22 protein-coding genes and 1 tRNA gene are annotated in these 24,449 nt (G+C 43.1%); 11 read left to right on the forward strand and 12 right to left on the reverse strand.

Going from position 1 to position 24,449, the window contains the following annotated elements:
- Positions 1 to 99: 99 nt before the first annotated feature.
- From AACS92_RS21155 to AACS92_RS21185, 7 genes are all read left to right on the forward strand, one after another.
- Entirely contained in the window at positions 100 to 633 is a 534-nt protein-coding gene (locus AACS92_RS21155) for a ComF family protein (protein WP_206602239.1), read from the forward strand.
- Position 634: 1 nt separating this feature from the next.
- Positions 635 to 1,192, forward strand: a complete 558-nt coding sequence (locus AACS92_RS21160; protein WP_099109476.1) for a hypothetical protein — start codon at positions 635 to 637, stop codon at positions 1,190 to 1,192.
- 53 nt (positions 1,193 to 1,245) lie between these two features.
- Positions 1,246 to 2,217: an inner membrane protein YhjD gene (gene yhjD / locus AACS92_RS21165; protein ID WP_099109477.1), complete on the forward strand. Its 972-nt coding sequence runs from the start codon at positions 1,246 to 1,248 to the stop codon at positions 2,215 to 2,217.
- A gap of 55 nt (positions 2,218 to 2,272) precedes the next feature.
- Positions 2,273 to 2,479: a 2-hydroxymuconate tautomerase family protein gene (locus AACS92_RS21170; RefSeq protein WP_099109478.1), complete on the forward strand. Its 207-nt coding sequence runs from the start codon at positions 2,273 to 2,275 to the stop codon at positions 2,477 to 2,479.
- A 132-nt stretch (positions 2,480 to 2,611) separates the two neighbouring features.
- Positions 2,612 to 3,109: a CPCC family cysteine-rich protein gene (locus tag AACS92_RS21175; RefSeq protein ID WP_099109479.1), complete on the forward strand. Its 498-nt coding sequence runs from the start codon at positions 2,612 to 2,614 to the stop codon at positions 3,107 to 3,109.
- Positions 3,110 to 3,592: 483 nt separating this feature from the next.
- The gene (locus AACS92_RS21180) at positions 3,593 to 3,952 is read left to right on the forward strand and encodes a hypothetical protein (protein WP_099109480.1); all 360 of its coding nucleotides are present in this window, start codon (positions 3,593 to 3,595) and stop codon (positions 3,950 to 3,952) included.
- 111 nt (positions 3,953 to 4,063) lie between these two features.
- Positions 4,064 to 4,795 (forward strand): hypothetical protein, encoded by a 732-nt coding sequence (locus AACS92_RS21185; RefSeq protein WP_099109481.1) that lies wholly within the window; start codon positions 4,064 to 4,066, stop codon positions 4,793 to 4,795.
- 98 nt (positions 4,796 to 4,893) lie between these two features.
- Here AACS92_RS21185 and AACS92_RS21190 read toward each other — a convergent pair whose 3' ends face one another.
- The 10 genes from AACS92_RS21190 to glyQ all read right to left on the reverse strand — a co-directional run bounded on the left by AACS92_RS21190 (position 4,894) and on the right by glyQ (position 16,962).
- A complete protein-coding gene (locus tag AACS92_RS21190) occupies positions 4,894 to 6,363 on the reverse strand; it encodes an insulinase family protein (RefSeq protein WP_099109482.1) in 1,470 nt (489 codons plus the stop codon).
- 93 nt (positions 6,364 to 6,456) lie between these two features.
- Positions 6,457 to 7,158 (reverse strand): HAMP domain-containing protein, encoded by a 702-nt coding sequence (locus tag AACS92_RS21195; protein WP_099109483.1) that lies wholly within the window; start codon positions 7,156 to 7,158, stop codon positions 6,457 to 6,459.
- Positions 7,159 to 7,361: 203 nt separating this feature from the next.
- Positions 7,362 to 8,387 (reverse strand): dipeptide ABC transporter ATP-binding subunit DppF, encoded by a 1,026-nt coding sequence (gene dppF, locus AACS92_RS21200; RefSeq protein ID WP_099109572.1) that lies wholly within the window; start codon positions 8,385 to 8,387, stop codon positions 7,362 to 7,364.
- A gap of 17 nt (positions 8,388 to 8,404) precedes the next feature.
- Positions 8,405 to 9,385: a dipeptide ABC transporter ATP-binding protein gene (gene dppD, locus AACS92_RS21205; protein WP_099109484.1), complete on the reverse strand. Its 981-nt coding sequence runs from the start codon at positions 9,383 to 9,385 to the stop codon at positions 8,405 to 8,407.
- Between the two features lie 9 nt (positions 9,386 to 9,394).
- The gene (gene dppC / locus AACS92_RS21210; protein ID WP_099109485.1) at positions 9,395 to 10,318 is read right to left on the reverse strand and encodes a dipeptide ABC transporter permease DppC; all 924 of its coding nucleotides are present in this window, start codon (positions 10,316 to 10,318) and stop codon (positions 9,395 to 9,397) included.
- Positions 10,319 to 10,328: 10 nt separating this feature from the next.
- Positions 10,329 to 11,348 carry a dipeptide ABC transporter permease DppB gene (dppB, locus tag AACS92_RS21215; protein WP_099109486.1) on the reverse strand — a complete coding sequence of 340 codons (1,020 nt, stop codon included), beginning with the start codon at positions 11,346 to 11,348 and terminating at the stop codon, positions 10,329 to 10,331.
- A 140-nt stretch (positions 11,349 to 11,488) separates the two neighbouring features.
- Positions 11,489 to 13,099: a dipeptide ABC transporter periplasmic-binding protein DppA gene (dppA, locus tag AACS92_RS21220; protein WP_099109487.1), complete on the reverse strand. Its 1,611-nt coding sequence runs from the start codon at positions 13,097 to 13,099 to the stop codon at positions 11,489 to 11,491.
- A gap of 588 nt (positions 13,100 to 13,687) precedes the next feature.
- Positions 13,688 to 13,764: transfer RNA gene (locus tag AACS92_RS21225), tRNA-Pro, on the reverse strand.
- 195 nt (positions 13,765 to 13,959) lie between these two features.
- On the reverse strand, positions 13,960 to 16,029 hold the full coding sequence (gene glyS, locus AACS92_RS21230) for a glycine--tRNA ligase subunit beta (RefSeq protein ID WP_099109488.1): 2,070 nt from the start codon (positions 16,027 to 16,029) through the stop codon (positions 13,960 to 13,962).
- A gap of 9 nt (positions 16,030 to 16,038) precedes the next feature.
- Positions 16,039 to 16,962, reverse strand: coding sequence for a glycine--tRNA ligase subunit alpha (gene glyQ / locus AACS92_RS21235; RefSeq protein ID WP_099109489.1), 924 nt, complete (start codon positions 16,960 to 16,962; stop codon positions 16,039 to 16,041).
- Positions 16,963 to 17,284: 322 nt separating this feature from the next.
- Between glyQ and AACS92_RS21240 the strand changes: the two genes are divergently transcribed.
- The 3 genes from AACS92_RS21240 to AACS92_RS21250 all read left to right on the forward strand — a co-directional run bounded on the left by AACS92_RS21240 (position 17,285) and on the right by AACS92_RS21250 (position 20,344).
- A complete protein-coding gene (locus tag AACS92_RS21240; protein WP_099109490.1) occupies positions 17,285 to 17,848 on the forward strand; it encodes a DNA-3-methyladenine glycosylase I in 564 nt (187 codons plus the stop codon).
- 156 nt (positions 17,849 to 18,004) lie between these two features.
- Positions 18,005 to 19,261: a valine--pyruvate transaminase gene (locus tag AACS92_RS21245; protein WP_099109491.1), complete on the forward strand. Its 1,257-nt coding sequence runs from the start codon at positions 18,005 to 18,007 to the stop codon at positions 19,259 to 19,261.
- Positions 19,262 to 19,993: 732 nt separating this feature from the next.
- Entirely contained in the window at positions 19,994 to 20,344 is a 351-nt protein-coding gene (locus AACS92_RS21250; protein WP_193756907.1) for a YceK/YidQ family lipoprotein, read from the forward strand.
- A gap of 214 nt (positions 20,345 to 20,558) precedes the next feature.
- On the opposite strand, the gene AACS92_RS21255 is transcribed toward AACS92_RS21250, so the two are convergent.
- Positions 20,559 to 21,848 carry a DUF3748 domain-containing protein gene (locus AACS92_RS21255; protein WP_099109493.1) on the reverse strand — a complete coding sequence of 430 codons (1,290 nt, stop codon included), beginning with the start codon at positions 21,846 to 21,848 and terminating at the stop codon, positions 20,559 to 20,561.
- Between the two features lie 136 nt (positions 21,849 to 21,984).
- Between AACS92_RS21255 and AACS92_RS21260 the strand changes: the two genes are divergently transcribed.
- On the forward strand, positions 21,985 to 22,602 hold the full coding sequence (locus tag AACS92_RS21260) for a trimeric intracellular cation channel family protein (RefSeq protein ID WP_099109494.1): 618 nt from the start codon (positions 21,985 to 21,987) through the stop codon (positions 22,600 to 22,602).
- Positions 22,603 to 22,699: 97 nt separating this feature from the next.
- Here AACS92_RS21260 and ligB read toward each other — a convergent pair whose 3' ends face one another.
- A complete protein-coding gene (gene ligB / locus AACS92_RS21265; RefSeq protein ID WP_099109495.1) occupies positions 22,700 to 24,373 on the reverse strand; it encodes an NAD-dependent DNA ligase LigB in 1,674 nt (557 codons plus the stop codon).
- Positions 24,374 to 24,449: the final 76 nt, after the last annotated feature.

The following is a 24,449-nucleotide window of genomic DNA, read 5'->3' on the forward strand; positions in this document are numbered from 1 at the left end:
ATTTCTCAGTAAACAAAAAATATACAATAACGGGATACATGATGAAAGTTAGCCTGAGAAAAATAATAGGAAACTGGAAACTGGACACTGGGATATGCATTGGATAAGCACTCGGTAGGTAGTACCTTTTTAGGTTACAACGGGGCCGGGCATCCGATTTTCGATACCGTCAGAACAGACGTTGGCCAGGCACTTTATCAGCTAAAATATCATAATAACTTTCAATATATTAACCAACTTTCTCATTGTATTGTGGAGGAAATAGTTAAACCTTACTTTCCTAAAATCGGGTTTGTCATCCCTATGCCAGCGTCAAATATCAGAAAGGTTCAACCTGTCAGCGAACTCGCCAAAAGAGTAGCCAAATTGATAGATCGCCCATTCTTCGATGGTATCCTGCTTAAAGCTACCGGAGGAACTTCTCTCAAAAATTTATCAAATAAAGAGGAAAAGGAGGAAGCTATTGGTAATTCATTTTCAATTGAAGATACCATCAAAAATGAAGGAAAATGGAACGTACTGCTAGTAGATGATCTGTTCCATACCGGTGCTACAATGGAAGCAGCCTGTAATGCACTTTCGAGCTATAGTAAGGTTAAGAGCATTTATGTCGCAACATTGACTTGGAGGTAAAATGACAACCGTTTTTATCGCTGGATCTATCACAATCAAAAACCTCGACCCACTGGTCACAGAGCGCATACGGAAAATTGTGAACTCCCGTTACAACGTTGTTGTGGGCGATGCCAACGGCGCAGATTCCTCCATTCAGAAACTGCTACTAGAGATGGGTAGCCATCAAACAACCGTATTCAGTAGCAGCAATACACCAAGGAATAATCTGGGATCCTGGCCTGTTCGTGTCATAGATTCAGCGCATACAAAAGGAACGCGTGCGTTCTTTACGGCGAAAGATCTGAAAATGGCGGAAGAAGCCGATTATGGTCTGATGGTATGGGATGCGAAGAGCACAGGTACTCTGAGTAACGTGATTGAATTACTGTTACAGAATAAATTCAGTGCAGTATTCATCAATAAAGCAAAGAAGTTTGAGGTCATTAAAAAAACGAAAGATCTTGAAACACTGATCGCATATATGTCTCCGATAGCATTGGAAAAAGCTGAGCAAAAGATAAAACTCCGCTATAAATTGGCATCACTAAATAATAGCCAGTACCAAATGCCATTGTGAATGAAAAGGATATTATGGCATATATCAAATACGACCAGAATTAAGAGGATGTAATGCCCACTGACTTAAAAAAAAGGGAAAATATCAATAAGGAAACTATCAGCACACCATTACAGAAGGGGCTGGATGGTGGAAAAAAAGCACTTTCAGTGACGATCCGCATTGGCAACTATATCCGTCATATCCCATTCATTGCCCACTTGATCCGGGCAGCACAGCGTTTCAACGATAGAATGGGCAGCCAATTTGGTGCTGCTATTACCTACTTTTCCTTTCTGTCACTTATTCCGATATTGATGCTCTCTTTTGCCATCGCGGGTTTTGTGTTGGCTTCCAACCCTGATTTGCTGACAAGACTCATCAATGGAATTGCTAATAGTATCAATGATCCATCACTGGCAAATACGCTGAAAAACAGCGTGGATACCGCCATAAGGCAAAGAACAACCGTAGGATTAACAGGTCTGGCAATTGCACTCTATTCAGGCGTGAATTGGGTCGGCAATCTGCGTGAAGCAATCCGCGCTCAGTCCCGCGAGGTCTGGGAACGCACTCATGAAGATAAAGAGAAAATCTACTTTCAATATATCCGTGACGTTTTCTCCCTGTTTGGCCTGTTATTTGCGTTAGTCATAACACTCTCCCTGAATTCCATTGCCGGATCTGCGCAGGCAAGCATAGTTCATGCCCTTGGCTTAGAGAGTATAGAGTGGCTTCGCCCAGCATGGACATCCATTGGCATGTTCATTTCCATTTCAGCCAATTATCTGTTATTCCTGTGGATATTGTGGATCCTGCCCCGCCATCAGCCCGAACGGAAAGCGCTGTTTCAGGGAACCTTAATGGCTGCTATCGGGTTTGAGATCATTAAATCGATTATGACAATGATGCTACCACGCCTTGCCAGCTCACCTTCTGGCGCTGCTTTTGGTTCTGTTATTGGCCTGATGGCATTTTTCTATTTTTTTGCCCGACTGACCCTATTCTGTGCTGCGTGGATAGCCACCGCAGAGAAAAAAGAGTGACAAAACGAGACTGCTTCACCAGAAGCACTTTATAAAAAACTACAAGGAGTCATATATGCCATTTGTAAACATCAAAATCACCCGCGAAGGTGCAACTGCTGAACAGAAAAAACAACTGATTGAAGGTGCAACCCAGCTGCTGGTGGATGTACTTGGCAAAAACCCGGCCACCACTTTTGTCATCATTGATGAAGTAGAAACGGATAACTGGGGAGTGGGTGGAAAAAGCGTAACAGAAGTGCGAGCCGCCGCGAAGAAATAACGTATTTCTTGAAAAGAGAAATCAGCGATTAGGGCGAATATATCGCCCTTTTTATTTTAATTGGGTAAGGAGTCATGTTATGCTATCAATAAGTTTATTTGGCAATTTAAGGAGTAAAAAGCAGGTTAATTTATGAAGAAGATTGAATTTTCATGCTCCCAAGTAATGGACTTTTTGAACGTTTATTCTTTATTTAAGGAGAGAATAGATGAACGGGCTAGAATACTTATTGAAGCAGGAGAAATAGAAGATAAACTACCATCAGAAGCAATAAAACAAAAATACAACCTTATCATATTGAATAATATCCTATACTCAAAGTTACTAAAAAATAGCTTTTTGGAAAAAACAGTCAAGGAAATTACAGGAAATGATATATCCATTATAGACCGTGATAATAGCTTAATTAGTGGTACTAATTGCCCAGCTTGTAATTATATTGTATTTGAAAGTAAAGAAGATTCATTCTATGAAATTTGTCCTGTGTGTATGTGGCAAAATGATGGCACCATCGGTGATAATTATAGTAGCTGCAATCATAGCACCATAAATGAATACACAAAAAAAGATTCGTTTAAACTAAGATTAATTATAGGAAATGAAAAATATATTAAATTTGACAATCAATAATCGGAGATAAATTATTACCAATAAAGCAGGAAAGTTCCCTATGATCTTCCGGCTTTAATCTTTCAGTAGTTGCTCACTTGCTAGTGATTGGCGTTATCATTTTGTGGCAATATCCCATTGTAATAATGTTCTGTTTTCTCGGCTTTACTTATTGCCCATTGCCGAATAGAATCGGAGTACAACATCAGTCTGTTAAGTGAATCACTGCCTATATAATTTACCAATGGTTATTGAGCCAAAAGTGCATCGAGGCATATAGATGAGAATATCAAAATATTATATCTGTGTTTTGAATTCACAGAAGTAAGCGAAACAGGTAAAACAGTCTTTTAATAAAAAGACATTGAAAGATAAAATCACTAAAAAAGTATTACAGCTTTCAAAACTGTCCACAACTGTGTAAGCTCACTGTGCAATAACACAAATCACACAGTAACAATAACCGCTATGGCTATAATAATTGGTAAAATAGAGTAATTTTTCATGGCTAGATTAATCGCGAACGTCAAAATTAATTGGGTTTCTGAAACTCAAGGTGGTAAATCAACTCTACCACTTAATGAATTATATTATGTTATTACTGACCCAATAAAAGGAAAATTTGGAGAATCAATTTCTTGGAGTTTAGTATTAGACATAAATAATAACTATTATGATGTTGTAATAGGAAGCAGAATAGGATTAGGAAGAGCTTATTTTTTAGTTGATGAGGCTCCTCACTTTTTGCTTTATGAAGGGTTTACTTTAAATGTATATGAAGGACCTCACTTTGTTGCCGTAGTAGAAGTAAAAAGTCTTACTTCCTATTACAGCGACAATCATACAGTTCTCAATGATCCCTGAATTAAAACTGTATAATTTTTTGCACCCTTGTTAACCTGATAAGATAAATACTTATCCATAACTAAACTTTATAATAAATACCTCATGGATATTCAATAAAATGGTACCACGATGATTCTTAGTCAATATTACATATATGTCAATGATAAAAAACTTGCTATATCTGACAACATCGACTTATTTCACCTAAAGACTTATGGTAACGATGAATTCGAATTAATTTTATTGCAATCGAGAGAAATTACAATATTTAATGACTTTAAAATCAGACAAGAGGATCTTGTTACCATATCTTATTATATTAATAATACGTGTATTTGTGAATTTTTTGGAAATATCATAGAAAAAGAATACACTCTAACAAACTGTCAGAAATTTTCATTGTTAATAAAAACTTCTGATGAGCCACCTATTACAATCATGACCATTTTGAAAGAGTGGGCTCAAGGAAATGATTTTCTATACTGGAAAAATAACAAATGCAAAGAATCGAAAAAACTATGGCTAACTGCATGTTTATACTGGCAACAAATTTTTCTACCAAAATCTGAAAAAACAATCCATGTTTCACTATATTTAGACGGAGTTAGCAACTATCTTGATTTTTTTTGTATGCTCGGGGAGGCATTTTTTGGTAAAAGAGGATACATAGGTAAAGATTTTCATGGATTCGATGGTTTATTGAGTGATTTAAGTTATAAAAAATCAGAAATTAATATTTACACTAATAACATTAAGAAGTTAAAACTACTTTTAGAGAGAATTAGCCCTCCCGAACATAATTATTATGATATATTTATAGATATATTGATAAATAGAAATTGTAATCTTATCGAGAAATAAGGAAATAACTAAAACTGTATACGAAGCAATCATCACCTCCTATGGAGGTGATTTAAAATTAACAATAAAAAAGCAGTTTAGGTCCTCTTGGGATAAGGTCAGTCTGCTTTTTTTATCGCTTCAGTTTCCTGCGGTTCTTCCGGCAATGGCCCCGGACGCATAATCTGGTTAAAGCTGTCCCTGAGCTGATTCACATCAATAACCGCTTCCCCTTTTGGCTGCACCAGAATAAATGAGGTTTCCTGAGATAACATCTCTTGCAGTTTTTTGTTTAACACTTGCGGTGTGAGGGAAGATAAAAATATCTGTCTCAGTCTGCTGTATTGCTCAGGAGCAATATCGATCACATTGTTCTGTTGGGAAATCAGGCGTTGGTTAATGAGTACGTCTGTGTCTGTGCGAGCATATACGGCGAAAAGATGCTGAAGTTGAATACGCTTCTGCTTGTACAGTTCATCAAACTGTTCCTGTGGTAACCCGCTTTCACGTAGTGATGCCAAAGCGGAAGCCAGATAAAGTGTGGAATCTGTCAGTTTGCCTGATGAGGTGTTCAGATTTAAGTAGCAATTTGCCCGTTGATACACAACCCGACAGTCCAAATCCAGTTTGGCGTTATTTTGATTTTCTTCCAGCTTCAGTTGCAAATAATGGTAAAGAGCCTCACGGGCAAGTTCATTAGACCAGTGCTGAAATAGTGTCTGAGAATCATTAATCGGCTGCCAGTTCAGGTTCCAGGCTAAAGAAAGCCTGTCCTGTATGGCTTTCTCACTTTCTACTCCCAGTGTTTCTGTTTTTAATGGCAGCAGGATAGGAACCGCAACAGGGGTCTGACGTTTGCCTTCTAATGATGAAAATACCTGATTAAGGCGCTCTGGTAATATCCGGCTATCCACATTGCCTGCAATATATAAAGTCATTGCATCCGGCGTATACCACTGCCGATAAAATGCTTCGACTTTTTTGACATCGACAGGGATTGATACATTCGCTCCGGGGTCATGACCAATCAGAGTTGAGCCCTGTAATCGTATACGCCATGCAGGATCATGGATGTCTGATGGCAGAGTTGATACCAGATGTTCCGATGTTTTCATCGCCGGAGTTAACGTTTGCGGTGTGAATACAGCACCGCCAGCAATATCGGATAGCCAGATCAGTGCATCCTGCAATAATTCAGGCCTATTATTCGGTAAGCTGAGGCTATAAAGGGTGAAATCATAGGAAACTACGGCTGGCGGGAAAGGATTTTTGCTGTCAACTGCGTTGTGCCACAGGTTTTCCAATTTTTGTGAGGATAAATCTTTACTGGAGGAGAGAACGATTTTGGGTATGAGATAAGTATAACCCTGCTGATAGCTTTTCTCCGCCAGAGATCCGGTTTTTACCATTAAGCGCAACTGTATTCTGTCATTCGGCCGTTGTGGGGTTTGCAGGATTTGCCAGCTGAACCCATTTTCCAGTTTTCCTTGTTGCCAAGCAGGATCAGGCTGTAAAGTCTCTGCCTGAGCAAAGTAAGTTGTAGCCAGAATGGTGCCACCAATAAGATATCCGATTTTTTTGCATTGCATTCTCACTTACCCCTACCTGTTTAATTTTATCCTTGTCTGAACCAATAAAGATCGCAAACTGTTAGACCTTTATTCACCTTGTAAGGTTTCATTTCACCGAGACTTTTGCTTACTTATTTGGCGATTATAACCTTTTACCAGCAGACCCAATTCATCATCCTGATGACCTTTGGGGCAGGTCATGGAAGCTGGCGGATGTTCTTCATGCAGTTCTCTCGCGATGTCACGCAACGGATGTATGATGATACGATTTACACACCAACTTACTGACACCGTAATAATAAGCGCGAGCAATAAGTAAGTCGTCAACATTAACGCAAGTGTATTTAATGCAAAGCGATACACACGATTGGAATCAACCTGTAAGATGAGATGCCCCTGTGACGCCAAGTCTTTCGATGAAATACCATAGACATGTAAAGGAATATTAATTTCTACAGGGATGCCGAAAACTCGCTTTGCCAGTTCCGGTATAGGCCGATGGGTTGCGAAATCCAGACTCATAATCCGGGAGTCATCTCTGGATATCAGTTCAGCCCGCCCTAAAATACCCGATGTTTTCAGCCCGATCAGTAATGTTTTCGCTGTATTGAGATCAGACCTCAATAAAGCATCTGTCAGGGGAGTTTGAATCTGAGCAGCCGCATTATGGAGTTGGTTAATATAATCATCTTTTCGCTGCTGCAACAAATGCGATAATTGGATAGTAATGAAAATAGCAAGAGTGACCAAAGTAACTCCAGTCACTGCCGCCATCTGTTTAATAGTTAACGAACGTTTGACACGCGATTTCATTTTATCCAAACCAGTAATTAACCAAAGACGGGCTATAACGCCTTATTAATGCGGCTGAGTATACTTGATTTTTATTCTTATCGTCTCGTTTAGATGAATACCCCGCCGTAATTGGCGGGGTATTAGAGAATAAAGGGTGAAATCAGCTACTGCGTAGTCATTCTATGTACGCCCACTGACGTTAATGCTACTACCCGTGGCAATTATGCCGGTGGATTTTGATTCTGTTCTACTGCAAAGCAAGCAACAAGCCGCTCGCCGTATTGCTGTAATTTAGGCTGGAGCTGAGTACATGGGCCAAAAGCATGGCGGCAACGGGCTGCAAAAGCACAGCCCGGAGGCGGATTCATCGGGCTGGGCAGTTCTCCTGTTAATTTGATGCGTTCACGACGGAGTTCAGGATTTAAACGCGGTGTTGCAGACAATAGTGCCTGAGTGTAAGGGTGACTCGGGTTATTGAAAATCGTATGTTTGTCGCCCTTTTCAACACAGCGCCCCAAATACATGACCATCACTTCATCCGCAATATGCTCAACAACAGAGAGGTCATGAGAAATAAATACGTATGACAAACCCAGTTCTTGTTGCAAATCCATCATCAGATTCAGAACTTGCGCCCGTACCGAAACATCCAGCGCGGAAACAGGTTCGTCTGCAATAACGACATCAGGATTCAGCATTAATCCACGGGCAATGGCAATACGCTGGCGCTGCCCCCCAGAAAACATATGAGGGTAACGCTGGTAATGTTCAGGTTTTAGCCCTACTTTCTCCATCATTTGCAGAACGTTTTCTCTGCGCTCTTCTGATGTCAGTGTTGTATTGATAAGTAAAGGCTCTTCCAGAATCTGCCCCACTTTTTTTCGTGGATTTAATGATGCATAAGGGTTCTGGAATACAATCTGGATTTTCTGACGTCGCAGTTTTTCGGCTTCTTTATCTGGCAGCAATAAATCCTGCCCCAGATAATACAGTTCCCCTTCTGTCGGCTTTTCTATCATAGTCAGCAGGCGCCCTAACGTGGATTTTCCACAGCCAGATTCCCCTACGACAGCTAGCGTTTTGCCTTTTTCCAGTTCAAATGAGACGCCATCCAATGCTTTCACCATACGTTCAGGTGAAAATACCCCCGTTTTAACCGGATAATATTTTTTTAACTCTGTCGCTTTCAGCAAAGGGGCAGAAGCTTTTTCCTGCCCACCCGTGTTGTGAACAGCCTGTTTGTGCATAACCGTTTCTTGAATACTCATATCGTCGGCCTCCCCTTATCATCCAGCGGCATATGGCATTTAACCTGACGTTCTCCAACCAATTGCAATGCAGGCTCTACCTGATAGCAACGTTCAGTGGCATAAGGGCAGCGCGGATTAAGCAGACACCCGACAGGACGATCATATTTACCCGGAACAACACCCGGCAACGAGGCCAGACGAGCCTTGTCTACCGCAAATTCCGGTAATGCCCGCAATAATGCCTGCGTATAAGGATGACGGGGCGCTTGGAATATTTCAGTCGCCTTCCCGGCTTCCACTACCTGACCTGCGTACATCACAATAATATGCTGTGCAGCTTCGGCAACCAGCGCCAAATCATGAGTGATCAGGATCAGCGCCATATTCTCCTGCTGCTGTAATTCAAGCAACAGTTCAATAATTTGAGCCTGAATAGTGACGTCCAGTGCTGTTGTCGGTTCATCCGCAATCAGTAGTTTTGGCCGACAGGCAATTGCCATCGCAATCATCACGCGCTGGCTCATTCCTCCCGATAACTGATGTGGATAAACATCTAAACGGGAAGCGGGATCCGGAATACCCACCAGAGTCAGCAAATCAATCGCCCGCTGATAACGGGTTTTGCGGCTGCCGCCCTGATGGACTTTCAACGCTTCCATGATCTGATAACCCACGGTATAGCAGGGATTCAGGCTGGTCATCGGATCCTGAAAAATCATCGAAACTTCCGCACCAATCAATTGACGGCGTTCTTTTTCAGAAATTTTTGTCAGATCACAGCCATCAAACTCCAGTTTTCCTGCCATCACTTTGCCCGGATAATCTATCAGCCCCATAATCGCCAGTGAACTGACAGACTTACCCGAACCAGACTCTCCGACAATACCGACAACCTGCCCCTGCTCAACGCTGTAGCTGATACGGTCAACGGCGCGGAATGGTGCATCTTCATCTCCGAAGTGCACCGATAATTGGTCTATATTCAACAATGCCATTCCATACCCCTACTGCTTGAGCTTAGGATCGAGCGCGTCACGCAGCCCGTCTCCCATCAGGTTAAATGCCAGTACTGTCAACAGGATCGCCAGCCCCGGAAAAGTAACTACCCACCAGGCACTCTGAGCGAATTGCAATACATCTGACAACATGGTTCCCCATTCTGGTGTAGGCGGCTGTGCCCCCATCCCCAGAAAACCCAATGCTGCCATATCGAGAATGGCATTCGAAAATCCCAATGATGCCTGCACAATCAGAGGAGCAAGGCAGTTAGGCAAAATATTGATGAACATCTGACGTACTGCACCTGCTCCGGCAATCTGAGACGCAGTCACATAATCACGGTTGACTTCCACCAGCACTGCCGCCCTTGTCAGACGGATATAGTGGGGCAAAGCGACAAATGTCAGGGCCAGAGATGCGTTCACAATAGACGGGCCGAAAATAGCCACCAGCACCAGTGCCAACAGCAGGCTGGGCAAGGCCAGCATAATATCGACTATCCGCATAATGGCTGCGTCAACCGCACCGCCAAAATAACCGGATAGTAGACCCAGAATAATCCCCATCACCAGCGACATAACAACAACCAGACAACCCACCAACAGTGAAAGACGTGCGCCATACATCAGGCGGGAAAGGATATCTCGCCCGACATCGTCAGTACCGAGAATAAATTGCCAGCTTCCTCCATCCTGCCACACCGGAGGCAACAGTAGAGAATCGCGGAACTGTTCAGCAGGGCCATGTGGCGCCAGTAAGCCTGCAAACAACGCGATCAATAACATCAGAATGATATAGGCAAGGCCAATGACTGCCCCTTTATTACGTTTAAAGTAATGCCAGAATTCCTGTATCGGCGTCATCATTTTTGGCGCACCTGATACTGTTTGCTCAGCATTTGATGCTGATTGTTCAGTAAGTTGAGTCATCATGCGCTCCTTATTTCTTATGCCGGATACGTGGGTTGACGATGCCATACAGCAGGTCAACCGCAAAGTTGACCAAAATGATCATAGTTGCCACCAGCAAAACTCCACCCTGCACCACCGGATAATCACGGCGCTGAAGTGCATCAATCAACCAACGCCCCAGCCCCGGCCATGAAAAAATCGTTTCGGTCAGAATCGCGCCCGCCAACATAACCCCCACTTGCAGACCAATCACCGTAACCACCGGCAACAAGGCATTACGTAGCGCATGAATGATAATGACACGCAAACGGCTCAGGCCTTTTGCTCGCGCAGTACGAATATAATCTTCGCCCAAAACTTCCAGCATGGATGAGCGGGTCATGCGCACAATGACCGCCAGTGGGATAGTTCCTAGCACAACGGCCGGAAGGATTATATGCATCACAGCATCGACGAAATCGCCGTCTTCTCCCCAAAACAAGGTGTCTATCAGCATAAAACCTGTCAGGGGATGACTGTCATCAAGAAACACACTATCGCTTATACGACCAGAAACAGGAGTCAGGTTCCAATGAACAGAAACCAGCATGATGAGCATAATGCCCCACCAGAAAATGGGCATTGAATAACCGGTCAGTGCCAGACCAACAGCGGTATGATCAAAGACAGAGCCACGTTTGACCGCCGCCAGCACTCCAACTGGAATACCGACTGAAATGGCGAATAACATGGCACAGATGCCTAATTCCAGAGTGGCCTGAAATCGGGGGACAAATTCATCCCATACGGGAATACGGCTCTTCAGGGAGGAACCCAAATCACCATGTAGTATGCCATTGATGTAATGAAGATATTGCTCCCAAAGAGGCTTATCCAGCCCCATTGCTGCCATCAGTTCAGCATGACGTTCAGCTGAAATACCACGCTCTCCCGCCATAATCAGTACCGGATCACCGGGGATCATATGCACAAAAGCGAAAGTCAGCAGAGTAATACCAATAAACGTCGGGATCACTAACCCCAGACGCCGGAGGATAAATTGCAGCATATCCTGAATTCTCTTTTTAATTATTAATTACAGCTCTCAGGCTGTTTATGTATTACACAGACCTGCTTGCCTACCAGAGAAGAGTAACCATCCCCCGAAGAAATTCGGGGGATGGCAGTCATAACAAATGAAAAACAGAATTATTCGAGGTCTACGTTGTAAAAGAGGTGCTTGCCCAGCGGATCAACCACATAGCCTTTCACTTCCTTACGAATAGGTTCATAAACCGTAGAGTGGGCAACAATCAACGCCGGAACCTGTTCATGCATCACTACTTGCGCTTGCTTATAAAGCTCAGTGCGTTTGGCAACATCAGCTGTTTTACGGGCAGGCAGAATGATGTCTTCAAATTGTTTATCACACCATTTTGAATAGTTAGAACCCTGATCTTTAGCTGCGCAACTAAACAACGTACCAAAGAAATTATCAGGATCTCCATTATCCCCTGTCCAGCCCATCATAACGTTTTGAGGTTCACCATCTTTCGCCCGTTTCAGATATTCACCCCATTCATAACTGACTATTTTGGCTTTTACTCCAATTTTGGCCCAGTCAGCCTGAATTATTTCCGCCATACGGCGCGCATTCGGGTTATAAGGGCGTTGTACCGGCATTGCCCAAAGATCGGTCTCGAAACCATTCGCGAAACCAGCTTCTTTCAGCAGCTCTTTAGCCTTAACCGGATCATAAGCATAATCTTTGATATCATCGTTATAACCCCACATTGTAGGAGGGATCAGATTCTTCGCTTTCTGGCCCGCACCCTGATATACCGCCTCAATAATGGCATCTTTGTTCACTGCCATCGTCAGCGCCTGACGCACTTTGAGGTTATCCATTGGCTTTTTAGTGACATTGTAAGAAAGATAACCGACATTCATCCCAGCCTGCTCTTTCAGGACAATATCTTTGTTCTGCTTCATACTCGCAATATCAGCAGGGTTCGGGTATGGCATGACCTGACATTCATTTTTCTGTAGCTTGGCATAACGAACAGAAGCATCAGGGGTAATAGAGAAGACTAAACGGTCAATTTTCGCTGGTCCTTCCCAATAATCCTTAAACGCCTTATAAAGAATACGGGAATCTTTCTGGTACTGTACTAACTGGAATGGCCCTGTACCAATTGGGTTCAGGTCGACTTTTTCCGGCGTACCCGCTTTCATCATGACATCAGCATATTCTTTGGAAAGAATTGAGGCGAAATCCATTGCCAGATTAGCGAGAAAAGGAGCTTCAGGACGGGACAACACAAAACGGACAGTATAGTCATCCACCTTCTCTATTTTATTGATAATATTCTCCATATCCATGCCGCTAAAGTATTCATAGCCGCCACCGGATACTTGATGATATGGATGATTTTTATCCTTCTGCCTCATAAAGGTAAAGATAATATCGTCGGCGTTGAAATCACGTGTTGGCTTGAAATCTTTACTGCTATGCCACTTCACACCCTTACGCAAATGGAATGTGTAGGTTTGACCATCATCACTAACGTCCCATCGTTCAGACAAACTGGGAATAATCTCTGTTGTACCTAATTTGAAATCTACCAGACGGTTATAAATTGGTCTGGCACTGGCATCAAAAGTGGTACCAGAGGTGAAAAACTGCGGGTTAAAACCTTCAGGTGAACCTTCTGAGCAATAGACCAGTGTTTTTGCCTGCACACCAGCAGCTACAGCCAAAGAAACAAGACCAATACCCAATTTCAGTAAACCGGGCTTTTTCTTTTTGGAGAGAATCATTACATAAGCTCCGTTTGTGGTGTTTATTGTGCCTTAGCCAAGCCCAGAATTTCCTGCCTAAATATCACTGTCCCGGCCTGTGTTATTGTTTTCGATTATCAATTAAACAATTGTTATGCCTGACGTCAATATAACCTCAGCAAAATATGAAACAATAGAAAAACACAAACGCAAAAGAATATTAACAAAAATAGTTATAAACTATGACGCGAGACACACACGCGGAGAAAAACACTAAAAATATCACTTATATAAAGCATTACATCCTATGGTTTATAATTTTAAATTTGTGACCGGATACTTAAATAATGAGCAAAAAGAGTTATCAGGAAAGTAAGCGAGGTAAGAGGCTAAAACGAATAAAAAAAAGAAAAACCTTAAATTCACCCTATTCAGGACAAATTAATGGCGTTATCCATTAAATTGAAAAATTAAGATGAGATAACCTTTTAAAGCTTCGAAAATGAAAGCAACATTAGTGGCTTAATGAACGAGATAAAGGGTGGTTGATAAATCAGAATATGATGAATTGGTTTTCGCCAGCTATATACGAAAAAACCCCGCTCAAAGAGCGGGGTTTCAGAATGCTGGTCGGCGAGAGAGGATTCGAACCTCCGACCCACTGGTCCCAAACCAGTTGCGCTACCAAGCTGCGCTACTCGCCGAAAACGAAGCGCATCTTACTGCCAGCGTCGCAGATCGTCAATAACTTTTTAAAGATAAGTAGTTATTTGACGAGAATACAACCAAATTCTACCCTATAACACATCCGCAGTGTTCAATATCTCAGCAGAAAAAAGCCTCGCTCAGTGCGAGGCTTTGAGGGAAGCAATCCGATAATATTCATCGGCTATTACTTATTACTGTAACAGTGAAATATCCGCAACCCGCAGGAACAGATCACGCAGTTCACTCAGCAATGTCAGACGATTTACCCGCACTTGCAGATCTTCATCCATGACCATCACATTATCGAAGAACGCATCCACAACTTCACGCAGGGAAGCCAATTCGACCAATGCATCCTGATAATTGCCTTCAGCAAACAGAGGAGCCAGTTTTTCTTTCAGGACGACAAGATGAGTCGCCAGCTGGATCTCTTCCGCTGCTTTCAGTACTGAAGCCTGAACTGCATCACTCAGTTTCTCTTCTGACTTCGCCAGAATGTTGGAAACACGCTTATTAGCCGCTGCCAGAGAAACAGCCTCATCCAGCGTACGGAAATGCGTTACCGCTTTCATACGGGCATCAAAATCGGCTGGTTGTGTCGGACGACGCGCCAGAACTGCCTGAATGGTATCAACGCTGTAACCCAGCTCCTGATACCAAGTGCGGAAGCGGCCGAGCATAAACTCAACAACATCATCCACAACTTTTGCATTGGTCAGTTTATCGCCATACAGACGTACAGCTTCTTCTGCCAGAGTCTGAAGATCGAGAGGTAATTTTTTCTCAACAATAATACGCAGTACACCCAGTGCGGCACGACGCAAAGCAAATGGGTCTTTATCCCCTTTAGGATGCTGGCCGATACCAAAAATGCCTGCCAGCGTATCCATTTTATCGGCAATCGCGACTGCGCAAGAAACACCGGTTGATGGCAGTTCATCACCAGAGAAACGTGGCTGATACTGTTCGTTCAGCGCCAGAGCCACATCTTCAGCTTCTCCGTCATGACGGGCATAATGCATACCCATCACACCCTGCGTATCAGTGAATTCAAAGACCATGTTGGTCATTAAGTCACACTTGGACAGCAAACCTGCGCGGGTTGCATGAGTAACATCCGCCCCGATCTTGTCAGCAATCCAGCCAGCCAGAGCCTGAATGCGGTCTGTTTTATCACGCAGTGTACCCAACTGTTTCTGGAACAAAACAGTCTCCAGACGCGGCAGGTTATCTTCCAGACGCTGTTTACGGTCAGTCTTAAAGAAGAATTCGGCATCTGCCAGACGTGGACGGACTACTTTTTCATTACCTGAGATAATCTGCTGTGGATCAGAAGATTCAATATTGGTGACAAAAATAAAGTTCGCCATCAATTTGCCGGATTTATCGTAAACCGGAAAATATTTCTGATCGCCTTTCATGGTATATACCAGTGCTTCCGCCGGTACTTCGAGGAATTTTTCTTCGAATTTTGCCGTCAGAACTACAGGCCATTCTACCAGAGAAGTCACTTCTTCCAGCAGGCTGTCGGTCAAATCCGCCACACCACCAAGCTGGGCCGCTGCCTGCTCTGCATCGCGCTTAATCAGGGTTTTACGCGTTTCATAATCTGCAATAACCCGACCACGCTCCTGCAAAATTGCCGGATACTGTTCTGCGTTATCAATGGTGAACTGCGCTTCACCCATAAAACGATGACCACGGATAATACGATCAGAGTTGATACCCAGAATTTCGCCTTCAATGACCTCACTACCCAGCAGCATAGTGACGGTATGAACAGGACGGACGAACTGAGTTTCTTTATCACCCCAACGCATCAGTTTAGGGATAGGCAGTTTAGCCAATGAACTGCTTACCATACCTGCCAGCAACTCTTTGGCTTCACAACCTTTAACCTGTGCCCGATACAGCAGCCATTCGCCTTTATCGGTTACCAGACGCTCTGCCTGATCAACAGTGATCCCACAACCTCGCGCCCAGCCTTCTGCCGCTTTGGTTGGTTTCCCTTCCGCATCGAACGCCTGAGAAATGGCAGGACCACGTTTTTCTACTTCACGATCAGCCTGTGCCGCCGCCAGATTGGCCACCTTCAGCGCCAGACGACGCGGAGCAGCAAACCAGCGAACTTCACCATGACCCAGATTGGCGTTGTTCAATTCTGTTTCAAAATTGGCCGCAAAGGATTCAGCCAGTGAACGCAGCGCCTTTGGTGGCAACTCTTCTGTGCCGATTTCCACAAGGAAAGTCTGTTGAGTCATGATGGCCTCTTAATTTTCTGTTACACCGTTTTTGTTACACATCGGGAAGCCAAGCGCCTCGCGGGAAGCATAGTAAGCTTCAGCAACTGCTTTGGTCAGAGTACGGATACGCAAGATATAACGCTGACGTTCAGTCACAGAAATCGCTTTACGGGCATCCAACAGGTTAAACGTATGACCCGCTTTCAGAATGCGCTCATAAGCAGGCAGTGGCAGAGGTGTTTCCAGTGCCAGCAACTCCTGCGCTTCTTTTTCATACTGTTCGAAACAGGTGAACAGAAAATCCACATCTGCGTGTTCAAAGTTGTAAGTAGACTGCTCAACTTCATTCTGATGATAAATATCACCATAAGTCGTCTTACCCAGCGGGCCATCACTCCACACCAGATCATAAACACTGTCTACACCCTGAATATACATGGCGAGACGTTCCAGACCGTAAGTGATTTCACCGGTAACAGGCTTACACTCAAGACCACCAACCTGCTGGAAATAAGTGAACTGAGTCACTTCCATACCGTTCAGCCAGACTTCCCAGCCCAGACCCCATGCACCCAGAGTCGGGTTCTCCCAGTTATCTTCAACAAAACGGATATCGTGAACGGTAGGATCAAGCCCCAGCTCTTTCAGTGAACCAAGATAAAGCTCTTGAATATTCTCTGGAGAGGGTTTGATGATAACCTGAAATTGGTAGTAATGCTGAAGACGGTTCGGGTTTTCACCGTAGCGCCCATCAGTCGGACGACGGGAGGGCTGCACATAAGCAGCAGCAATAGGTTCCGGCCCCAAAGCACGCAGGCAGGTAATAGGATGAGAGGTTCCTGCGCCGACTTCCATATCCAATGGTTGGACAATGGTGCAGCCTTGACGCGCCCAGTAATCCTGTAATGTCAGGATAATGCCCTGAAAGGTTTTGGTATCAAACTTTTGCATGTTGAATCCGCACGCGATACGTATACACAATGGATTCCAAGATGCGTCGTGGCGGCAAAGGAGTCACCCCCCGGGAGCATAGATAACTATGTGTGACCGGAGTGAGCGAACGCAGCCAACAAAGAGGCAACTTGAAAGACGAAGTGTATATGAATTTAAACGAAAGGAGTCAGTATACCCTTTGACTGTAAGATATACAGCACTGATCACCGCCCAATTTTGTCACAACATAAAAAAATCTTATCCGAATGACTTTACATGGATATTCATACAGCTAAAATTGGTGTAATTCTTCACCAACGCCTACGGAGATACGCACTTCATGAATAAAGTCATAACCCGCTGTGGCTGGGTTACCTCAGATCCTGATTATCTGGCCTACCATGACAATGAGTGGGGAAAACCATTAAAGGATGGCCAAAAGCTTTTTGAATTGATTTGTCTTGAAGGACAACAAGCGGGTTTATCATGGTTTACGATTTTGAAAAAGCGGGAAGGTTACAGAAAATGTTTCCACCAGTTTGATCCGGCAAAAGTTGCTGAAATGGGTGAAAATGACGTCGAGAAATTAATGCAGAACCCTGCCATCGTCCGCCACCGTGCAAAAATTAACGCCATTATTGATAATGCCCGCGCCTATCTGAAAATGGCCGAGCAGGGCGAAAATTTCAGTGAATTTATCTGGCAATTTGTTGACGGTATTCCGCAAATAAATCATTGGGAAACATTGGCAGAAGTACCAGCCAAAACTGACCTTTCTGATGCTCTTTCAAAGGCACTGAAAAAACGTGGCTTTAAATTTATCGGTAGCACCACCTGCTATGCTTTTATGCAGGCTTCAGGTTTGGTGGATGATCACATTGCAAACTGTTTATGTCGGAAATAATCGATACAAAAAAACTGAAAATAAGCGTATATGCTCTCAACAAAGAGGTAACTTAAAAAACGAAGCATAAAAATAGGTGACAATATAACAAGACGCGAGTTATGGTGTCTTCTTACCATACTCCTACAAAATACAAACAAAGACGCAACAGCCGTTATGAAATTCTCTCAATTCGGAAACAAATTCACACAAGAGTCAGGTATTACGCGCCTGATGAATGATCTCAACCAGGGCCTGAGAACACCCGGCGCGATTATGCTTGGTGGTGGCAACCCTGCCCATATTCCTGAAATGGATGAGTATTTCCAGCAACTATTGGCGGATATGGCGTTAAACGGCCAATTAACTGAAACCCTGTGTAATTACGATGGCCCACAGGGAAAAAATACGTTAATTGCTGCACTGGCACAGGAATTACAGGAAAAGCTCGGTTGGGATGTTAATCCACAGAATATTGCTCTGACCAATGGTAGCCAAAGTGCTTTTTTCTACCTGTTTAATTTATTAGCAGGGCGTGATGAAAATGGCTCAATAAAACGGGTTCTGTTTCCGCTTGCACCTGAATATATTGGCTATTCTGATTCTGGTCTGGATGAAGGTTTATTTGTTGCTAATAAACCTAATATTGAATTATTGCCTAATGGGCAGTTTAAATATCATGTTGATTTTGACCACCTGAATATTTCTGAAGATATCAGCCTGATCTGTGTTTCCCGTCCAACTAATCCTACGGGTAATGTTGTCACTGACGAAGAATTACTGCGTTTGGATGCATTGGCTCAAAAACATCAAATCCCTCTGCTGATCGATAATGCCTATGGCGTGCCATTCCCGGGTATTATTTTTAGTGAAGCAACCCCTCTGTGGAACCCGAATATTATTTTATGTATGAGCCTGTCCAAGCTTGGGCTACCGGGTGCTCGCTGTGGAATCATCGTTGCCAATGAAAAGATTATTCAGGCAGTCAGTAATATGAATGGTGTGATTAGTCTGGCTCCGGGGGGCATTGGGCCTGCCATGACGCTGGAAATGATCCGTCGTAATGATCTGTTCCGTTTATCCCAAAATGTTATCCAACCATTTTATAAAAAACGGGTAGAACAAGTCATTGAGATCATTCGTCGCTATCTGCCAGAAGAATACTGTCTTATCCATAAACCAGAAGGGGCAATATTCCTCTGGCTCTGGTTCAAAAATCTGCCGATTACAACTGAAGTCCTTTATCAGCGCTTAAAAAAGCGGAAGGTATTAATGGTACCGGGACATTATTTCTTCCCTGGTCTGGAACATAACTGGCCTCATGCGCATCAATGTATGCGCATGAACTATGTACCTGATCTGGCAAAAATAGAAGAAGGTATCCGTATTTTGTCCGAAGAAATTGAGATTGCCCATCAGGAAGTAGCGTGTTAATCGGACTATAAAAAAAAGCTCCCTCATTTAAGGTGAGGGAGTAAGATGATAACGAGGACTTTTTACCTGAGAACAGGACAGTAGTTATTAGAATCCCAAAAGAATTCTTCACACACAGTAGGAAAGGAAAACGATCCTTGTTTATGCACTTTCCCTGAACTCGGTATATTTAACCAGAAAACAAAAAAGATAATGGTCTGAATAGACAGGTTTTTTTCACTTTAAATTGCCTCTACTATGTGAAATTAAGACAATTACCCCGTATTGTGTGATCTAAAGCACACTTAATGAATCAAACACATATACTTAATTATTCAACGCTGTTTTCAATCTTCCTCTCTGCTAGAAAATAATATCTACTAACAGTCTCCAGATTCAGTGACGGTCAGTATTAATAGGCAAGCTCGCTTGTTAGTAGGACAAATTTGTTTCCGACGAATTTTTCGTACCTTTTCCACTACGACTCAACTCGAAATACTGGAATATAAATTCAAATAAAATAATTACTTTTGTTTTTATTTCAAATGAAAATCATTGCAGAGAATTAAAGAAGTTTATCGAAAAAAATTATTGGATTTAACAATAAGTGCTATAGCAAACTGTATATTACCTAACTATAGTAAATAGTATTAAAAAGTTATTTTTATGCTTACTCATGAAAAAATCATACTAGGTATAAATATAACTTCTGGATATTGGCAATTAACTCATTGAGCTCAAGGAATGGAAATGATGAAAAACTATAAACTGCTTCTATTACCTTCTACTATTATTGGGGGGCTTTTGCTAACAGGCTGCTCCAGTATCATGACTCACAGTGGCCCTAATCAAGGGTATTATTCGGGAGCACAAGCCAATATTAATATGTTAAAAGATGACAAGACAGGATGGTTCCTGAAACCCCTGCTCGTAGTCGATCTCCCATTATCTGCCTTTTTAGATACCCTTTTACTCCCCTATGATTATGCTCACTCCAATCAGGATCAAACGGAGCAATCCCCTAAACTTCGTATTGAAAAACTGGAAGAAAGCACAAACAGCACACAATCGATATTAGAAAACTCGATGAATAATAAACCCTGATTTTGCCAATATCGATTATACACTTCGTCTTTCAAGTTGCCTCTTTGTTGGCTGCGCTCGCTCACCCCGGTCACCGTTTTTATAAACATACGGTTATCTATGCTCCTGGGATTCACTCCCGTGCCGCCGCGACGCATCTTGAAATCCATTGTGTATAGGCTGAAAATTATCTTATTTCTACTATTTTTCAGGCATCGTTATTGTACAACGGTGCCTATTTCAACCCTGTTTCAACAATGAAAAGCTGACGATATCCATTAATATCCCGCATAAATGCAATATATCGGCCATCAGGTGAAAACACGATTGCATCAGCACAGGGAGCATCATCAGTACGAGCTGTTAACCGCTGGAGCTCCCCACTTTGACTGTCACAAAGCATGACACTGTTATCACAAACAAAAGTAATAAACCGCCCCCGCCTATCCCAGTTAAATGCCGATTGTATGTCATGAATATTATCTGTGATCTGTACCGGCTCGCCTCCATTTGGAGATATATACCATAACTGAATAACACCATTGCCATCTCTCATCAGAAAACAAATTTTACTACCATCCGGTGATGCTCTGAGCCAATGCCGGGGGACATTGACTACCCCCGGATAACAATTCTGATGGGTGAAAGTTAATCGTTTCTGTTTAACTCCAGCGGGCGGCGCAGGTAATGCCGTTTCGGTTCCGGCTAATGGCTGGCAACCTTCGAGTGCATAATCCTCATCATACTCAGGTAAGTCAACCAGATAAATTTCAGGGATCTTTTCACCATTTTCAGCACACGTATCACCAATAAAAGCCAGTGCCCAACGCTGCCATTGCCCATTCTCTTTAAGGTATCCCTGTTGGCCAACCCACCCTTCTTCATATGCACGATTGATCTCATCACTACCGGGGTATGGATGCGTTGTGGTTTGGCTAACAACGACTGAAAAATAACGACCATCGTATTCTCTCGGGTGTTTTTTCACTGAAATCACAGTTCTTAGTGGAACAGCCACAGCAACATTACGCAAATCAAGAGCAGGATCTAACTCATGCATAACATGGTCATTATAGGTAAAACTCAAACGACTACTGTCAGGACTGAAAACATGCACATGTGTACCACCTCGCAAGGCTCCGGCGGTATAAGGAGGGGTGATGTCCAGTGCATCAATATTGACAGCAACGCTTGGTTCGCTGTCGGAAACAATCACCCCACGACGATGATGAAAATCATATTGCCAGTGATTATCCGGGTGCTCCGGGCCATGAATAAATGCGTAACGTACCGGCTCTTGTGGGCTAACAGTAACAACCCCAACATGTGCCCCATCTTTTGCCTGATAAATAATCTCTGTCTGGCCGTTACTGATATGAATTTTTTCTATCGTCAGGCCAGAAAAAGATGCTCCGTTAGGACGTACATCATAAACCAGCCACTGGCTATCAGGAGTCCAGATATTTATATTAGTTATCTGATGGCTACGGTTATCAAATGTAATCTGACGTTCCTTGAAAATCATTTTTTTCCACCTTAATATGCGGGAATTCGGATAATAAAAACTAACTTTATGCAAATTTAACTAAAAATTTTCAATCGAGGCGTTATTATTTCCGCATTACTCTTACTTCTTCATTATCTTTCATCTGACTAAATTTATGCTACTCAGTGTCCTTTATATCATTGGTATCACGGCTGAAGCCATGACGGGTGCTTTAGCCGCAGGTCGCCGGAAAATGGATGTCTTCGGCGTGATTATTATCGCTTCTGTAACAGCCATCGGTGGTGGCTCCGTTCGTGACATAATTCTGGGCCATTACCCACTTGGCTGGGTCCAAAACCCGGAATATATCGTGACTGTTGCCTGTGCTGCTGTTTTCACTATTTGGATTGCTCCAATGATGAAACACCTGCGTCGTTTGTTTCTTATTCTGGATGCAATCGGCCTGATTGTTTTTTCAATTATTGGTGCACAAATCGCACTGGATATGGACTACAGCCCAATAATTGCCGCCATTGCTGCTGTTATTACCGGGGTTTTTGGTGGCGTACTGCGCGATATGTTTTGTAATACCATCCCGCTGGTGTTTCAGAAAGAAATTTATGCTGGGGTCTCCTTTGCTGCTGCTTGGTTATATATCGCCTTATTGCATACTCCACTACACCCCAACAGCGTCATTATCATAACCCTTATTGCTGGCCTCGCAGCCCGCCTAATAGCTATTCGCTATCGTCTTGGATTACCCATCTTTAATTACGATGGTGCTGATCACTGATATGAATCTGAGCGTTTGAAGCAGACTTTTGCTCCTACGCTCTCATTCGACTCCCCAGTTTTATTTTCCTGATCTCCAATGACTGTAAAAGATGTATCTATAGATCAATGCCTTGTAAAGTTAGTACTTCCACTAATTTTTTAACATCAGGGTGCTGAAAAAATCTCTCAATTTTTGCTCTTTGTTTAACTGATAAAGCACTATATTTTTGTGTTTCTACTTCGGGTAACTGCATCTTTCCGAACAAAGCTATTTTATTTGTAAATTTATTGGCATAAGGCATTCCTATCGCTTCGCGCCATAATGAAGCTGGCTGCTGCTTTGATTGCTGGAATTGATTGAAAATTGATTCAGCACGCTTAGTTCCGATATTTGGTATTTCGGCCAGTTGGCTGACATCCAATGCTAACCAATCTGTCAGGTTCTTGATCTTGTCACTCGTAACTAAAGTCATCCATGTACCTTGGCTCACTCCCCTCATTTTCAACTTTTCGCCCATCCATGTAAGACGTGCGATAAACTGCTGTTGGCATTCATCATTATTCAATACAAAACAACTGAGTGAATGAAATTGTTCTGCATCAGGAGGATTAAGATGTTTGCGTTCAGCTATACGCCAAACCACCTTATCAAGTTTTGGTATGCCATGCCCTGCCAGTGCTATTGTTACTTTATCTCCCGGATAAACATCCCAATGCTTCCAACGCGTCACCGAGCCAATATGAACGCGGCTAATCTGCCTGTCATCTAATTGAATCTTTTCCAGTTCCAGCAATACGGAAATTTTCCCTGTGCGGCCTATTCTGAATTGAATATCGTTTACTGTGGTGACCTGTTGCTGTAGAGGATACTTCCATGCAACAGCCCAGCTGTTTGAACCTGAACGCCATTGCCTGCCAGCGGGCTCAGTCTCTTGCCTTAATACAACCCCATCAGTAGCAAAAGGGAGAGGATGGGTAAAATACATTTTCCATTTTTTTTCTGCCTCTTCCTCATTAGAAATAGGGTGGCTAAATTGTTGCGTAGCCGGAAAGCCCATGGAAGCCAGTTGTTCAAGCTTAGCAGTCATTTCATCCGGCCCATCCGGCCAGCTCCATACAAATATCCCTATTTGACTGAGTTCTGCTGAATGGGCCTTACGCATCATCAAACCCGCAACCTTGCTGCGCGCGCCCTGACTACCAGCAACCGACTGGCGATGATTATTCTGTCGCCAAAAAAGCTCGCCTTGTAACACCATATGTTCCGGGGCATTTTTTATCTGTTGGGAAATACTGGATATAAATTTGCTTTTATCCAGCCAGTCTGTGCCTTCTGTTCCATTCCCACGGCTGATTAACCCTGTCAACAGCCCCTTCTGATAAACCAGTGTTACCGCAACACCATCAATTTTAGGCTGTAACCAGATTTTCGAGCGCCCTTGTATCCATTTCCGCACTTCCTCCAGACTTTTTAGTTTACGCAACCCTGTATGCTGGACAGGATGAGTCTGTTTTCCATTATCCGGAATAGCTATGACAACGTTATTATTCTGTGTCAGATTCAGGCAGTGCTGCCAGTGTGTCAGGGTTTCCAATAGCTGATCGTAAATTTCATCATCTATTTCACTAATCCCCTGCTGGCGATACAACTGCTCCCATCGCGCTACCTGTGGTGTCAGGTGTTCGATTTCAAGCTGAAGTTTTTCCTTTGGCCAGACGGGACAATCTGCTGCGAGTGCTATCGGCACTCCACATAACAACATCAATATTATAATGAGAAAATTAAGCATCCTTGCTCCACACGTTCCTTAAATGCAGGCAAAGAATAATAAAGAAATTTGGCTATACCAATGAGGAAAAAGAGTG

Origin of the sequence: Xenorhabdus sp. KJ12.1 (assembly GCF_963876495.1) — a bacterium.
In the GTDB taxonomy this organism is placed as follows: domain Bacteria; phylum Pseudomonadota; class Gammaproteobacteria; order Enterobacterales; family Enterobacteriaceae; genus Xenorhabdus; species Xenorhabdus stockiae.

Bases quoted from the DNA above. Each gene is read 5' to 3' on its own strand.
- ligB (WP_099109495.1), bottom strand. From the start codon at position 24,373: ATGCTTAATTTTCTCATTATAATATTGATGTTGTTATGTGGAGTGCCG.
- dppA (WP_099109487.1), bottom strand. From the start codon at position 13,099: ATGATTCTCTCCAAAAAGAAAAAGCCCGGTTTACTGAAATTGGGTATT.
- yhjD (WP_099109477.1), top strand. From the start codon at position 1,246: ATGCCCACTGACTTAAAAAAAAGGGAAAATATCAATAAGGAAACTATC.
- AACS92_RS21255 (WP_099109493.1), bottom strand. From the start codon at position 21,848: ATGATTTTCAAGGAACGTCAGATTACATTTGATAACCGTAGCCATCAG.
- glyS (WP_099109488.1), bottom strand. From the start codon at position 16,029: ATGACTCAACAGACTTTCCTTGTGGAAATCGGCACAGAAGAGTTGCCA.
- dppC (WP_099109485.1), bottom strand. From the start codon at position 10,318: ATGACTCAACTTACTGAACAATCAGCATCAAATGCTGAGCAAACAGTA.
- AACS92_RS21240 (WP_099109490.1), top strand. From the start codon at position 17,285: ATGAATAAAGTCATAACCCGCTGTGGCTGGGTTACCTCAGATCCTGAT.
- dppF (WP_099109572.1), bottom strand. From the start codon at position 8,387: ATGCACAAACAGGCTGTTCACAACACGGGTGGGCAGGAAAAAGCTTCT.
- AACS92_RS21195 (WP_099109483.1), bottom strand. From the start codon at position 7,158: ATGAAATCGCGTGTCAAACGTTCGTTAACTATTAAACAGATGGCGGCA.
- AACS92_RS21170 (WP_099109478.1), top strand. From the start codon at position 2,273: ATGCCATTTGTAAACATCAAAATCACCCGCGAAGGTGCAACTGCTGAA.
- glyQ (WP_099109489.1), bottom strand. From the start codon at position 16,962: ATGCAAAAGTTTGATACCAAAACCTTTCAGGGCATTATCCTGACATTA.
- AACS92_RS21250 (WP_193756907.1), top strand. From the start codon at position 19,994: ATGAAAAACTATAAACTGCTTCTATTACCTTCTACTATTATTGGGGGG.
- AACS92_RS21160 (WP_099109476.1), top strand. From the start codon at position 635: ATGACAACCGTTTTTATCGCTGGATCTATCACAATCAAAAACCTCGAC.
- dppB (WP_099109486.1), bottom strand. From the start codon at position 11,348: ATGCTGCAATTTATCCTCCGGCGTCTGGGGTTAGTGATCCCGACGTTT.
- AACS92_RS21185 (WP_099109481.1), top strand. From the start codon at position 4,064: ATGATTCTTAGTCAATATTACATATATGTCAATGATAAAAAACTTGCT.
- AACS92_RS21260 (WP_099109494.1), top strand. From the start codon at position 21,985: ATGCTACTCAGTGTCCTTTATATCATTGGTATCACGGCTGAAGCCATG.
- AACS92_RS21190 (WP_099109482.1), bottom strand. From the start codon at position 6,363: ATGCAATGCAAAAAAATCGGATATCTTATTGGTGGCACCATTCTGGCT.
- AACS92_RS21245 (WP_099109491.1), top strand. From the start codon at position 18,005: ATGAAATTCTCTCAATTCGGAAACAAATTCACACAAGAGTCAGGTATT.
- dppD (WP_099109484.1), bottom strand. From the start codon at position 9,385: ATGGCATTGTTGAATATAGACCAATTATCGGTGCACTTCGGAGATGAA.
- AACS92_RS21175 (WP_099109479.1), top strand. From the start codon at position 2,612: ATGAAGAAGATTGAATTTTCATGCTCCCAAGTAATGGACTTTTTGAAC.
- AACS92_RS21180 (WP_099109480.1), top strand. From the start codon at position 3,593: ATGGCTAGATTAATCGCGAACGTCAAAATTAATTGGGTTTCTGAAACT.